This is a genomic window from Nakamurella sp. GG22, from assembly GCF_052976845.2.
Map to the genome: position 1 here is coordinate 60,996 of NZ_JBRIIO020000023.1, position 13,811 is coordinate 74,806.

The 13,811-nt window shown below is 70.0% G+C and carries 11 protein-coding genes; 8 read left to right on the plus strand and 3 right to left on the minus strand.

Going from position 1 to position 13,811, the window contains the following annotated elements; translation table 11 throughout:
- Positions 1–11 precede the first annotated feature (11 nt).
- Positions 12–1,469 carry a peptide MFS transporter gene (locus ACVBEQ_RS20690; protein WP_447155199.1) on the minus strand — a complete coding sequence of 486 codons (1,458 nt, stop codon included), beginning with the start codon at positions 1,467–1,469 and terminating at the stop codon, positions 12–14.
- Positions 1,470–1,563: 94 nt separating this feature from the next.
- Between ACVBEQ_RS20690 and ACVBEQ_RS20695 the strand changes: the two genes are divergently transcribed.
- Positions 1,564–2,205 (plus strand): dTMP kinase, encoded by a 642-nt coding sequence (locus tag ACVBEQ_RS20695; protein WP_447155200.1) that lies wholly within the window; start codon positions 1,564–1,566, stop codon positions 2,203–2,205.
- Here the strand turns inward: ACVBEQ_RS20695 and ACVBEQ_RS20700 are convergent.
- Entirely contained in the window at positions 2,177–3,088 is a 912-nt protein-coding gene (locus ACVBEQ_RS20700; protein ID WP_447155201.1) for a hypothetical protein, read from the minus strand. The genes ACVBEQ_RS20695 and ACVBEQ_RS20700 overlap by 29 nt on opposite strands.
- A gap of 96 nt (positions 3,089–3,184) precedes the next feature.
- On the opposite strand from ACVBEQ_RS20700, the gene mtrA reads away from it, so the two are divergent.
- From mtrA to ACVBEQ_RS20725, 5 genes are all read left to right on the plus strand, one after another.
- Positions 3,185–3,871, plus strand: a complete 687-nt coding sequence (mtrA, locus tag ACVBEQ_RS20705) for an MtrAB system response regulator MtrA (protein WP_447155202.1) — start codon at positions 3,185–3,187, stop codon at positions 3,869–3,871.
- Complete coding sequence (mtrB, locus tag ACVBEQ_RS20710; protein WP_447155203.1) at positions 3,868–5,787, plus strand: MtrAB system histidine kinase MtrB; 1,920 nt, start codon at positions 3,868–3,870, stop codon at positions 5,785–5,787. The genes mtrA and mtrB overlap by 4 nt, the downstream gene beginning before the upstream one ends.
- Positions 5,784–7,643 (plus strand): LpqB family beta-propeller domain-containing protein, encoded by a 1,860-nt coding sequence (locus ACVBEQ_RS20715; protein ID WP_447155204.1) that lies wholly within the window; start codon positions 5,784–5,786, stop codon positions 7,641–7,643. The genes mtrB and ACVBEQ_RS20715 overlap by 4 nt, the downstream gene beginning before the upstream one ends.
- An 82-nt stretch (positions 7,644–7,725) precedes the next feature.
- Entirely contained in the window at positions 7,726–8,145 is a 420-nt protein-coding gene (locus ACVBEQ_RS20720) for a pilus assembly protein CpaE (RefSeq protein WP_447155205.1), read from the plus strand.
- A gap of 284 nt (positions 8,146–8,429) precedes the next feature.
- Positions 8,430–8,960: a ComF family protein gene (locus ACVBEQ_RS20725; protein ID WP_447155206.1), complete on the plus strand. Its 531-nt coding sequence runs from the start codon at positions 8,430–8,432 to the stop codon at positions 8,958–8,960.
- Between the two features lie 57 nt (positions 8,961–9,017).
- Here the strand turns inward: ACVBEQ_RS20725 and ACVBEQ_RS20730 are convergent, their stop codons facing one another.
- Positions 9,018–9,596 carry a DUF4203 domain-containing protein gene (locus ACVBEQ_RS20730; RefSeq protein WP_447155207.1) on the minus strand — a complete coding sequence of 193 codons (579 nt, stop codon included), beginning with the start codon at positions 9,594–9,596 and terminating at the stop codon, positions 9,018–9,020.
- Between the two features lie 307 nt (positions 9,597–9,903).
- Between ACVBEQ_RS20730 and hpf the strand changes: the two genes are divergently transcribed.
- Both hpf and secA read left to right on the plus strand, forming a co-directional pair.
- Positions 9,904–10,623, plus strand: a complete 720-nt coding sequence (hpf, locus tag ACVBEQ_RS20735) for a ribosome hibernation-promoting factor, HPF/YfiA family (RefSeq protein ID WP_447155208.1) — start codon at positions 9,904–9,906, stop codon at positions 10,621–10,623.
- Positions 10,624–10,824: 201 nt separating this feature from the next.
- Positions 10,825–13,779, plus strand: a complete 2,955-nt coding sequence (gene secA / locus ACVBEQ_RS20740) for a preprotein translocase subunit SecA (RefSeq protein WP_447155209.1) — start codon at positions 10,825–10,827, stop codon at positions 13,777–13,779.
- Positions 13,780–13,811: the final 32 nt, after the last annotated feature.

Sequence of the window (13,811 nt, forward strand, 5' to 3'; positions counted from 1 at the left end):
CCGTTCCGGCGTCAGCGAACCCCGCTCATCAGCTTCCGGATCGGCGGCGTGGCCACCACCAGCAGTACCCCGGTCACGATCGCGACCGCACCCAGGATGCCGAAGTAGGCGACCTGGTTCTCGTCCGAGTAGTACTCGGCCAGCACGCCCGCCATCGCCGTGCCGAGCGCGATCGACAGGAACAGCAGGGCAACCATCTGCGTCCGGAACACCTCCGGGGCGAGCTTGGTGGCCAGCGACAGGCTGACCGGCGAGATCAGCAGCTCCGCCACCGTGAACACGAACAGCACACCGATCAGGCCCCAGAGCGGCGCACTGTTCGGCACGGTGCTGGCCATCGGGATGAACAGCAGGAACGCGATGCCCATGACGATCACACCGGCCGCGAACTTGATCGGCGTCGGCGGCTGCCGGTTCCCGAGCTTCGTCCAGATCTCGGCGAACACCAACGACAGGATCATCACGAACACCGGGTTGATCGACTGCACCCAGCTCACCGGCATCTCCCAGCCGAAGATCTCCCGGTTGAGTTGCTTGTCCGAGTACTCCGTCACCACGGTGAACTGCTGTTGGTACAGCGACCAGAACACGGCGCTGACGATGAACATCGGGATGAAGGAGTAGACCCGTCGGCGCTCGATCGGGGTGATCTTCTTGCTGGACAGGATCACCGCGAAGTAGATGATCGCGCACAACACCGTCACCGCCACGACGATCGTGGCGAGCCGGTCCGCGGTGAGGACACCGGTCAACGCCAGCACGGCGATCAGCACGATCAACGCAACCGCCGCGCCGATCACGAGCGACCGCCGGTTGGCCGGCAGCGGGTTCGGGATGTCGTTGGAACTCGGCGGCAGGTTCTTGCGGCCGACGGAGTAGATGACAAGGCCGACTGCCATGCCGACGGCCGCCAGCCCGAACCCCCAGTGGAAGCCCTTGTTGGTCTGCAGCAGGCCGGTCAGCAGCGGGCCGAGGAACGCGCCCAGGTTGATGCCGAAGTAGTAGATGGAGAAGCCGGCGTCCCGGCGCGGATCCTGCGGTGTGTAAAGATTGCCCACCAGCGAGGTCGCGTTCGCCTTGACCCCGCCGCTGCCGAAGGCGATCAGCACCAGCCCGACGCCCACCCCGAGCAGACCCGGGAGCAGGGACAGCGCGATGTGCCCACACATCACCAGCACGGCGGCGATGAACAGCGTTCGCTCGGCCCCGAGGATCCGGTCCGCGAGCCAGGCGCCGAGGATGGTCGACAGGTAGACCAGGCCGCCGTAGGCACCGACGATGCTGGTCGCCGCCACCCGGTCCAGCCCCAGACCGCCATCGGCCACCGAGTAGTACAGGTAGATCAGCAGGATCCCCTGCATGCCGTAGAAGGAGAATCGCTCCCACATCTCGACGGAGAACAGCGTGGCGAGCTGTCGCGGCTGTCCGAGGAAGGTCTTCTCGGACCCCGGCTTGCGGGTCGTTGTCACGGGTCAAAGCGTGCCACCGGGATGGACGCCGTGACTAGTGACAGTCCGTACCGATGTGATGACTCTTGTGTGACGCGCCGTAGGGTGCTCGGTCGTGGGCCGGTTGATCGTTCTCGAGGGGCTTGACGGTTCGGGCAAGCGGACATTAACCACCCGGTTGGCCGGGCAGTGGCGGTCGGCCGGACTGACCGTCGCCACCATGGCCTTTCCCCGGTACGGCGAGGACGTCCACGCCGACCTGGTCCGGGATGCGCTGTACGGCAGGCTGGGAGATCTGTCGGATTCGGTCCACGGGCCGGCGCTGCTGTTCGCCCTCGACCGCCGGGCGGCCGCACCGGAAATCAGGCGGCTGCTCGGCGAGCACGACATCGTCCTGCTGGACAGATACGTCGCCTCGAACGCGGCCTACGGATCGGCCCGGCTCGGCGGTCCGGAGGTGGAGACCGGCTTCGCCCAGTGGGTCCGAGAGCTCGAGGTCGGGCGTTTCGGGGTGCCTGTGCCGGACCGGCAGGTCCTGCTCGCGACGCCCCTCGACGTGGCGGCGGAGCGTGCCAGGGGACGTGCATCGTCGGACATCGAGCGGGCACTGGACCGGTTCGAGGCCGACGCCGGATTGCAGCGGCGGACCGGCGAGATGTACCGGCAGTTGGCGGCGCAGGGTTACCTGTCGCCGTGGACCGTGCTGACGCCCGCCGCCGACGGCTCCGTCACGCTGCCGACGGATCTGGCGGACTGACCCGGGACCGGTCGGCGGATGCCGCGGCCCGCAGGGCGTCATCCAGGTGTTCGGTGCGGACCCGGACGTCGATGTACAGCAGGGCGATCACGGCGCCGGTCCAGGCGCCGGCGAGTCCGCCGACGAGAACCGAAACCCCCTGCGTCACCAGCAGTGTCGTCACCGACCCGGTCCCGCCGACCACCGCGCCGGCGAACGAGGAGACGATCGCCGCAGCCACCGAGCCGGCGATCAGCGTCACCGCGACGGTACCCAGGATGCGGCCACGATGACCGCGGGTCAGCGCGGCACTGCGGCGGAGCGACTCGCCGACCGATCCCCGTTCCATCACCGCGACGGGTCCGGCGAACGCCAGGATCAGGTAGGCCAGCACACCGGGCACCACCAGGACCAACAGACCGCCGGCCACCAGCACCCCCACGACCAGCGCGGTGGTGAGCAGCACCGGCCAGCGCCCGGCGAGACGTTCCGCGACGGCGCCGCGGCCGTCCCTGCCCATGGCATGCGCGCCCGCGAACGCGGCGGCGAGTCCGGCGACGATCGGTCCGCCGGTGGTGGACACCAGCAGGCCGAGCAGGGTGGCGATGACGATGCCGGACGGGATCGTGGTGCTGCCGCCGCGCAACAGGTCGTCGACCCACGCCGCGTCGGCGAAGGTCTGCAGTGATCCGGTCGCCGCCAGGGCACCCAGCGTCACGATCGCCGAGACGGCCGACACCGCGATGGCGGCCCCGGCCAGCGGTGCCAGCGAGCGGCGGACGACGCCCCACCCGAGGCCCAGGATCTCGCCGACGGTCATCGGACGGAGCGGGATCGGGCCTGGTTGACGGTAGGGATCAGGCGGGCCGTACCGGCCCTGGTCGGGATATCGCGACATGCTCACCCGATCATGGTCCCACGGTGCGGCGCCGCCACCGGATGTAGTCCGCGGGGCTTCCCCAGCGCGCTGAGCAGTCCCCCGCGTGTGCGGGGTGTCACCATGGACGGCATGAGAGCACGCGTGTTGGTTGTCGATGACGACCCCGCCCTGGCAGAGATGCTGACCATCGTGCTGCGCGGGGAGGGTTTCGATACGGCGGTGGTTCGCGACGGTTCGCGCGCGCTCGACGTCTTCCGCGAGGTGCATCCCGACCTGGTGCTGCTGGACCTGATGCTGCCGGGAGTGTCCGGGCTGGATGTCTGCAAGGAGATCCGGGCCGAGTCCGGCATCCCGATCATCATGCTGACCGCGAAGACCGACACGGTCGACGTCGTCCTCGGCCTCGAATCCGGTGCCGACGACTACGTGATGAAACCGTTCAAGCCGAAGGAACTGACCGCCCGCATCCGGGCCCGGCTGCGGCGCGCCGACGTCGGGGCGGCCGAGCGCCTTCGGGTCGCCGACGTCGAGGTCGACGTCCCCGGCCACCAGGTCTCCCGCGACGGCGAGCCGATCTCGCTCACTCCGCTCGAGTTCGACCTGCTGGTCGCGCTGGCCCGCAAGCCCCGCCAGGTCTTCACCAGGGAGGTGCTGCTGGAGCAGGTCTGGGGGTACCGGCACGCCGCCGACACCCGGCTGGTGAACGTGCACGTCCAGCGGCTGCGCAGCAAGATCGAGAAGGATCCCGAGCATCCCGAGGTGGTCGTCACGGTCCGCGGCGTCGGGTATCGGGCCGGCACCACGTGAGCACGGCGCCGGCGCCAGGTGCAGCCGGCGCGAACAATGGATCGCCCGGCCAGGACCCAGCTGATCCTGCAGGCGGCGCGCCGCCCCAGGACGGCGCAGCGCGGCCGCCCCGACTGCGCCGGCTGCTCGCCGGAGCGCGCAGCAAGGTCGCGTTCTGGAGCCGTTCGCTGCTGGTCAGGGTCGTCGTCCTGACGTTGACCCTGTCAACGGTGGTGATGTTCTTTCTCGGCCTGATCCTGCAGCAGCAGATCACCACCGGACTGCTGCGGTCCAAGATCGACGCGGCGACGGCCGAGATCGACAGCGCCCGGCAGACGGTGCAGGCCAGCCTGTCGGGGGCCGACTCCGACCCCAGTTCGCTGCGTGAGCAGCTCCGGATCGCCCTCGGCGAGATCGGCCGGGCGGACGGGTCGTCCGACGCGCAGGGCTCGACAGCGGGCGTCTTCGAACCGGTCATCGTGCCCAGCCGGATCGGCACCGAGACCGACATCGCCATCCAGCAGCCGATCGCCGACGTGCCGGCCGAACTCCGCGCCCGCGTCGCGCAGGGTCAGATCGCGTACCAGTACACGACCATCATCCGCAACGGTCAGGCCATCCCCGCGCTGGTGGTCGGCAGCCCGGCACCCACCACCACCGACTCGTTCGAGGTCTACCTGATCTTCCCGCTGGCCGGCGAACTCGGCACCGTGCAGGTCGTGCAGCGCACGCTGCTGCTCGGCGGTGTCGCGCTGGCCATCGCGCTGACGCTGATCTCGGTGCTGGTCGCCGCGCAGGTCGTGCGACCGGTGCGCCGGGCGGCGTCCAGTGCCCGAAAACTGGCGGCCGGCGAGCTCGCCGAACGGATGCCGGTGACCGGCGCGATCGAGATGATCACCCTGGCGAATTCGTTCAACGGCATGGCCGAGGCCATCCGGGTGCAGATCCGCCAACTCGAGGAGTTCGGAAAGCTGCAACGTCGCTTCACCTCTGATGTCTCGCACGAGTTGCGCACCCCGCTGACCACGGTCCGGATGGCGGCCGACGTGCTGCACGAGAGCCGGGACGACTTCCCACCGCACCTCAAGCGGTCCACCGAACTGCTGGTCGACGAGCTCGACCGGTTCGAGTCGCTGCTGGCCGACCTGCTCGAGATCAGCCGGTACGACGCCGGTATGGCCGAACTCAATGCGGAGCCGATCGACATCCGGTCCAGCATCAACGCCAGCATCGCGGCGGCCATGCCGCTGGCCGAGCAGGTGGGTGTGGCAATCGTGACGAAGGAGCCCGACGAGCCCGTGGTCGCCGAGATCGACACCAGGAGGGTGGACCGCATCCTGCGGAACCTGATCTACAACGCCATCGACCACGCCGACGGCCGGCCGGTGGAACTGGAACTGGCCGCCGACGATGACGTCCTCGCGGTGACCGTCACCGACCACGGTGTCGGGCTGCGCCCGGGCGAGGCCGGCCTCGTCTTCAACCGTTTCTGGCGCGCCGACCCGTCCCGGCAACGGCAGACCGGCGGAACCGGTTTGGGCCTGGCGATCTCGCTCGAGGACGCGCGCCTGCACGGAGGCTGGCTGCAGGCGTCGGGCGCGCCCGGCGAAGGTGCCCGGTTCCGGTTGACGCTGCCGCGCCGGCACGGTGGTCTGATCACCCAGTCCCCGCTGCCGTTGCGGCTCGGCGTCGACGCGCCGGCGCTGCCCGGGACGGTCGTCGGCCCGGTGACGGGGGATGCACTGCGCGACGGAGTCCGGATGATGGTGGAGGACGGCACGCTGAAGCCCGCCCCGAGCGACGACGACCTGCACCCCGCATCGGTCCCGTCGGCCGGGGCGAGCGCGACGCTGTCCTCGACGGACCGGCCCGGCACGGTCGTCGACGATCCGCAGAGCACCGGTGCGCGGCCGAGCACCGTCGGAGGGACGTCGTGACAAGGCATCGCAGGCTCGCTGCGGCACTGGCGACCCTGCTGTCGGCCGTGCTGTTCGGCCTCACAGCGGGGTGTTCGGGGGTGCCGGGGTCGAGCGCCGCGGTCGACGTCACACAGATCGCCGAGCAGGTCGACGCGGTCGCTCCGCTGGCGCCGACGGCCGGCCAGCAGCCGGACCAGATCGTCCGCGGCTTCATCTCGGCCAGCGCCCGCCCCGAGCTGGACGCGGCCTCTGGGTCCAGCTTCGCCGCGGCCAGGCAGTACCTGACCCCGGACGCGCAGGAGTCGTGGCAGCCCGGCGAGATACCCGTGGTGGTGCTGGGTGATGGATACCGGACGACCGTCAACCGGGCGGCCCCGGGCGTGGTCACGGTCAGCGGGCAGACCCCGGGCAGCCTGGATCTCGACCGGGCCTTCCGGCCCGCCGCCACGGGCGAATACTCCCGCGCGCTGACCCTGGTGCAGGTGGACGGCGAGTGGCGGATCAGCGATCCACCGCCCGAACTGCTGCTCACCACCAGCGAGTTCCCCACCGCGTTCCGGCAGCGCACGCTCTACTTCCTGGACTCCTCCGGCACGGTCGTCGTCCCGGACGTCCGGCACGTGGTGATCGGGCAGACGCCGGCGAACCGGGCCAACCGGCTGATCGCGATGCTCATCGACGGGCCGAGCAGCAAGCTCGAGGGCGCGGTGGAGTCGGAGTTCACCGCCCGGTCGGCACTGCGCTCGAACCCGTCGGTGGACGCCGAAGGGGTGCTGCAGGTCGACCTGACCGGCGTCGACGTCTCCACGCCCGAGGCCAGGCGGGCGCTCGCCGCCCAGCTGGTCTGGACCCTGTCACCAACGTCCCCGCGGATCGCCATCACCGTCGACGGGGAGCCGCTCGATCCCGCGCAGCAGGTGTACACGATCACCACCGTCACCTCGTTCGATCCCGACCGCCTGGCCGGAACCGGTCAGGTCGCCTCCGATCCGCTGTTCGTGACCCCCGACGGCGCGATCGTCGGGCTGCTCGACGGGACGCCCGCCCCAGGGCCGCTGGGCACCTCGGACGTGCCGGCTGTCACGGCCGCGCAGTCCGCTGCCAACGGCGCGATCGCAGCCGTCACGGTCGACCCCGCGGGCGGACAGGACCTGCTGATGGCCCGGCCGCAGGAGGACGACAGGGCAGATCCGGTCCTGAAGGCGAAGACGCTGACCATGCCGAGCTTCACCAGGGCCGGCGACGAGGCGTGGGTCGTGCAGAACGGCGCCACCAAACCGGAGGTCTACCGGGTGGCGTCCAGCGCGAATCCGAGCCGCGAACGGGTCAACTCCACCGAGCTCGGCGGCAAGGGTGCGGTCACCGCGCTCGTGCTGTCACCCGACGGTGTCCGGGTTGCGGTGGTGGCGGGGGAGAAGCTGTACGTCGGTGTGCTGACGCCGCCGACGGACGCGCAGGACACCCCGCCGAACGCGGCCGGGGCCGCCCCGACGACCGACACCGCGGCGGATCCCGCCGTCGGGCGCACGCCACTGGAGATCACCAAATTGACCCCGCTCCGACCGGACCTGATCCACGTCGGACCGGTCGCCTTCGCGAACTCCCGCGAACTGGTGGTGGCCGCCTCCACCACGCAAGGCAGTTACCGGAGCCTCTGGGATGTCTCGATCGACGGCTTCGAGGCGCGGGAGCTCACCGATCGGGGGATCTTCGGCGACATCGACGGACTCGCCGTGGCCGCCGGTGAGCCGATGTTGATCGCGTTCAGCGGCCGGATCTGGCAATTGGAGGGTTCGCAGGTCGACGGCCAGTGGCAGTCGCCCCTGGAGAACGAGCCGTTCCTCAACGGCTCGGCCCCGTTCTATCCCGGCTGATGCCTGCCAGCTCACGGGTGGCCGGGTGACCGGTCGCGACCCCGGCTGTTCCGATTCCGCACGAGGAAGGCACCATCCACCGATGATCTCCGTGGAGCTCGCGAGCGCGCTGAAGGCGGCCGGTCTGGTCTGGCATCCCGCGACGGGCGACCGTTTCACGCTGCTCACCGGCGCGTTCGACGGTGAGGTCTTCACCCTCAGCGACATGGTCGTGGAGGCCCACGAGTCACGAACCGGGACGGTCCTCGGGTTCAACGGCACCACCGAATGGGCGCTGGACGCCACGGAGGCGAGTGACGCGCTGTGGCTCCCGCGGGAGGACCAGCTCAGGGGTCTGCTGGCGGCGAGCTTCCGCTCCCTCGAGCGGGTGGACGAGGGGTACCGGGTGACGACGGTGTTGCCCGGCCACCCGGCCGACGAACCGGGCGCGTACTGGGGGACCGACCCGTCCGAGGCCTATGCACGGGCGCTGCTGGCGCTGATCCGGCGGGCCACCAGCTGACGGCAGCTGTGCACACGGCCCGGCGCCGTCCACATTCCGGCCGGGCCGGTTGACCGGGTCGTCGGGCGTTCGCACCGTGGCAGGGTGACGATCGACGGTCGGCCGCGCGGCGCCTCCGCGACGCTCCGGACGATCCGGCTGGGTGGCGCGGCGGCGATGGATCTGGTGCTGCCCCGCCCGTGCCCCGGGTGCGGCGGCCCGGGCCCCTGGTGCGACGGCTGCGCGGCCTCGCTGCGGGGCCGCCGCGCTGCACGCTGTTCTGAGCATCTCCCTGCCTTCTTCGCGTGCCGCCCGCGTGGGCCGATGTGACCGCACGGTGCTGGTCCGCCCATCGCCGGCAGGGCTGCCTGCGCGAGCTACCGGCCCTGCTCGGACACGCCCTGGGCGAAGGGCTCCTGCGGCTGAACCGGCTGGCCGTGCTGCCGCCGGAGATCTGGCTGGTGCCCGCGCCGAGCAAGCAGTCCGCCGCCCGCCGCCGGGGCGGTGACCCGGTTCGTGCGATGGCCCGGTCCGCGGCACGGCTGCTGGCCGGTGAGGGAATGGCCACCGGGGTGGCGCCGTGCCTGGTGACAGCCCGCTCCGCGGGCGACTCGGTCGGTCTGGACGCTGCCGCGCGGGCGGCGAACCTGGCCGGGCGGGTGATCTGGCTGCCCGCCGGGGCGCCACCTGCCGGGGCCGGCACTGTCATCGTCGATGACGTCCTGACCACCGGCGCCACCACATCGGCCGCGTGCAGGAGGCTGCGCGCCGCCGGTATCCGGGTCGATGCGGTGCTGGTTCTCGCGTCGGTTCCCGGGTGGATCGGCACCCGGTGACACCGGTGTCCGGAACGGGCCGGAAGCGCCCGTCGCCGGTCGGCTGTCGCGACACCGTCACACCTCCACCCGGCGGCGCTCGCGCAGCGCCTTCGGGAACAGGGCGCGCTGGGTGAGCCAGCCGCCGGCCGCGAGCGCGACCCACAGCAGGGTGCTGGTGATCTGCTCCGCTCCCGCCGCCGGGTCGCGGAGAAAGCCGAGCGTGCCGGGCCAGATCAGGCCGAAGGAGCCGAGGATCAGGCCCGCGCCGCCGATCGCGGTCGTCCACAACAGCACCCTGCTGCGGTAACGATCGGCGAGGAACCCGAACGCCACCGCGACGGCGATGACGAGGACGACCGTCACGGCGATGTTGCCCTGACCCGGTGTCAGGACCGCGGCCAGTCGCGCACCGATCAGCGATCCGGTGATGACCCCGACGAAGAACGCCGCGACCTTGAACACCAGCGTCACCAGCACCCAGGAGATGACCGCGCCGGCGGCCGCGATGATCAATGCGGTGCCCTCCGTCGCCCCGAAGATGTCGGCCAGCACCCAGCCGAGACCGAAGCCGGACGCCAGGATCGCGACGTGCAGCGATCCGACGCCGAAGAAGCACAGGACGATGCCCACCAGAACGATTGCCCAGCCCGACATGAGCCGCCCCCCACCGTTTCCGACTGCTGTGACAGAATGTCAGCGACAGATTACTGCACGTAGTGTTGCGACGGTTCGACGAGACGCACAGGGGCGTGCCGGCGGCGAGTCGGCACCCTGCGACTCCGATTGGCCATCGGCCGGCGGTGAGGGTGGCGATGGGGTGGGGGTCCGCCTTGCGCCGTTTTCGTCGGCAGGTAGGTTCGAAGCATCCCCGGGTAGCCCCGGACGCGTACCGGCTGGTCGGGAGAGCACCATTCGGGCGCGCGCCTGCAGGGGACCCGTCCCCTGCGAGACAGGAGGACTTGTGGACATCGTCGTCAAGGGCCGCAATGTGGAGGTTCCGGAGCACTTTCGTGTGCACGTCGCGGAGAAACTGACCCGCAGCGAACGCTATGACCCGAAGATCATCCGGGTGGACGTCGAACTCTCCCACGAGACCAACCGCCGCCAGTCGAAAACCTGCCAGCGCGTTCAGATCACCCTGGCCAGCCGTGGCCCGGCGATTCGCGCCGAGGCGAGCGCCGAGAGTTTCTATGCCGCACTGGATGCCGCTGTCACCAAACTCGAGGCCAGGCTCCGGCGGTCCGCCGATCGCCGCCACGACAGGCAGCACGGGCGGACGCCCATCGCCGCCGTCGCCACCACTCCCGACGAGATCCTCGCCGACGCAGTGCCGTCGGTCGCCAAGGCCACGACCAGTACCGCGGTGCTGGACGAGGACATCGACGACGCCTGGCTGGCATCGTCCGCGGATGCGGCCGGCGGGAACGGCTCCGCGGCGACCGTTGCCGACAGCGACGCCGACGACGACCTCGAGGACCGCTGGGCGGCCAGTGACGACGGGCCCGGCCGGGTCGTCCGCATCAAGGATCACCCGGCCGATCCGATCACGGTGGACCAGGCACTGTTCCAGATGGAGCTCGTTGGTCACGACTTCTATCTGTTCAACGACGTGGACACCCAGTTGCCGTCCGTCGTGTACCGGCGCAAGGGCTTCGACTACGGGCTGCTCCGGTTGACCTGATGCCGGTTGCTTGACCCCCGCGTCACCCGCGGTGCGCCTACCATGGTCACCGCTGGGCCCAATTCCGAGCCCGGTCGACTGTGTCGCAGCGGATGGCACAGGGGATGCCGATCGGCTGATGCCATTGCGGTGTCCTGCTGTCGTCCCAGACGCACTCGCCGCGACCAGCGGCGGGGCACGATTCAACCGAGGGTGAAACACGTGGTTCTTGGCAGACTGCTTCGCGTCGGCGAGGCGAAGACACTCAAACGGCTGCGCACGATCGCCAACCACATCAACGACGTCGAGAGCGACTACGTCGGGATGTCGGACGACGAACTGCGCGGTCAGACGGTGGCGTTCAAGGAACGCATTGCCAAGGGCGAGTCGACCGACGACATCCTGGTGGAGGCCTTCGCCGTCGTCCGCGAGGCCGCCAAACGCACCCTGGGACAGCGACACTTCGACGTCCAGCTAATGGGCGGCGCCGCCCTGCACCTCGGTGACATCGCCGAGATGAAGACCGGCGAGGGCAAGACACTGGTCTCCACCCTGCCCGCCTACCTCAACGCCCTCGAGGGCAGGGGTGTGCACGTCGTCACGGTCAACGACTACCTGGCCCAGCGGGACAGCGAGTGGATGGGCCGGGTGCACCGGTTCCTCGGCCTCGATGTCGACGTCATCCTGGCGCAGCAGACGCCCGAGGTGCGGCGGGCGGCCTACGGCGCGGACATCACCTACGGGACCAACAACGAGTTCGGGTTCGACTACCTGCGCGACAACATGGCGTGGTCGAAGAACGACCTGGTCCAGCGCGGCCACTTCTTCGCCATCGTCGACGAGGTCGACTCGATCCTGATCGACGAAGCGCGGACGCCGTTGATCATCTCCGGCCCGGCCGACCAGTCGTCGAAGTGGTACTCGGAGTTCGCCAGGCTCGTCCCGCGGCTGCACCGGGGCGGCGAGGGAGGGCTCGGTGGGGACTACGAGGTCGACGAGTCCAAGCGGACGGTGGGCGTCAGCGAGGAGGGCGTCGCCAAGGTCGAACAGGCACTCGGCATCGAGAACCTCTACGAGTCGGTCAACACGCCGCTGGTCGGGTTCCTCAACAACGCGCTCAAGGCCAAGGAACTCTACAAGAAGGACCGCGACTACATCGTCGTCTCCGGCGAGGTGCTGATCGTCGACGAGTTCACCGGCCGGGTACTGCACGGCCGGCGCTACAACGAGGGCATGCACCAGGCGATCGAGGCCAAAGAGGGCGTCGAGATCAAGGCCGAGAACCAGACCCTGGCGACGATTACCCTGCAGAACTACTTCCGGCTCTACGAGAAGCTCGCCGGGATGACAGGCACCGCCCAGACCGAGGCCGCCGAGCTGCACCAGACCTACAAGCTCGGCGTGGTGCCGATCCCGTCGAACAGGCCGATCCAGCGGCTGGACGAAGCGGACCTGATCTACAAGACCGAGGACGCCAAGTTCGACGCGGTCGTCGGCGACCTGGCCGAACGGCACGAGAAGGGCCAGCCGGTGCTGGTCGGCACCGCGTCGGTCGAGAAGTCCGAGTTGCTCTCGAAGCTGCTGCTGCGGGCCGGCGTCCCGCACGAGGTGCTGAACGCGAAGAACCACGCCCGGGAAGCGGCGATCATCGCGCAGGCGGGCCGGGCCGGTGCCGTCACCGTCGCGACCAACATGGCCGGCCGCGGCACCGACATCATCCTGGGCGGCAACGTCGACTTCAGTGCCGACCTCGACCTCCGGGCGAAGGGCCTGAGCCCGACCGAGACGCCCGAGGAGTACGAGGAGGCCTGGGCCGAGGCGGTCGAGGAGGCCAAGCGGCGTAGCGAGGCGGAGGCCGAGAAGGTCCGTGCTGCAGGCGGTTTGTACGTTCTCGGGACCGAGCGTCATGAGTCCCGGCGGATCGACAACCAGTTGCGCGGCCGGTCCGGCCGGCAGGGCGATCCGGGTGAGTCCCGCTTCTACCTCTCCCTCGGGGATGACCTGATGCGCCGGGTGGGCGGTGGCACCGTCGAGATGCTGATGACCCGTCTGAAGATGCCGGACGACGTGCCGATCGAGCACAGCTTCGTGTCTAAGGCGATCAAGAGCGCGCAGACCCAGGTCGAGCAGCAGAACTTCGAGATCCGCAAGAACGTGTTGAAGTACGACGAGGTGATGAACAAGCAGCGCACCGTCATCTACGAGGAGCGCCGCCGGGTCCTGGACGGTGAGGACCTGCACCTGCAGGTGCAGAACATGATCACCGATGTGATCACCGCGTACGTCGACGGTGCGACCGCCCAGGGTTATGCCGAGGACTGGGACACCGACACATTGTGGACGGCGCTGAAGACGCTGTACCCGATCTCGGTCACCCCGGAGTCCATCGCGGCCGAGCACGGCGACCTGACCAGGTCATCGTTGAAGGAAGCCGTGCTGAAGGACGCCCGCAAGGCGTGGAAGGCGAGGGAGGAGGCGCTCACCCCGCCGATCACCCGTGAGCTGGAGCGGCGCGTCGTGCTCTCGGTCCTGGACCGCAAATGGCGCGAGCACCTGTACGAGATGGACTACCTCAAGGAGGGCATCGGGCTCCGCGCGATGGCGCAGCGCGACCCGCTGGTCGAGTACCAGCGGGAGGGCTTCGACATGTTCGCGGCGATGCTCGACTCGCTCAAGGAGGAGTCGGTCGGTTTCCTCTACAACCTGCAGGTCCAGGTCGTGCCAGCGGGCGAGCAGGCTCAGCCCGCCGTGGCAGCCGATGGTGCCCCGGTGGTCACCGCGGCGTCCGCGGCGGCCACCGCCATCGCCGGCGGCGGGTCCAACGGCGCCGCCGCGGCTGCCGCACAGGCCCCGGCCGCTCCGGCGCCGGTCCGGCGCAGGGTCCGGCCGGTGGAGGCGCTGCCCACCGAGCAGAAGGCAGCCACGGTCGGCGTGACGGCGGGCGGCCCCGCGGCGCTGCGCGGCAAGGGCCTCGGTGGCCCGACGACGACGGCGCCCCTGACCTACAGCGGCCCGCAGGAGAACGGCGGCACCGAGACCCGGCGCGCCGGCGGCGGTCCGGTGAAGCAGGGCACGGCGACGGCGACGGGATCGAAGGAGCCGGGCCGCAATGCCCCGTGTCCCTGCGGGTCCGGGAAGAAGTACAAGCTCTGTCACGGGCGGCCGGGCGCACTCTGATCCGCTGGGTGCACTTCTCGGTGCGTGCGTGA

Coding starts and splice junctions, on each gene's coding strand:
- mtrA (WP_447155202.1), top strand. CDS start 3,185: ATGGACGGCATGAGAGCACGCGTGTTGGTTGTCGATGACGACCCCGCC.
- ACVBEQ_RS20730 (WP_447155207.1), bottom strand. CDS start 9,596: ATGTCGGGCTGGGCAATCGTTCTGGTGGGCATCGTCCTGTGCTTCTTC.
- ACVBEQ_RS20720 (WP_447155205.1), top strand. CDS start 7,726: ATGATCTCCGTGGAGCTCGCGAGCGCGCTGAAGGCGGCCGGTCTGGTC.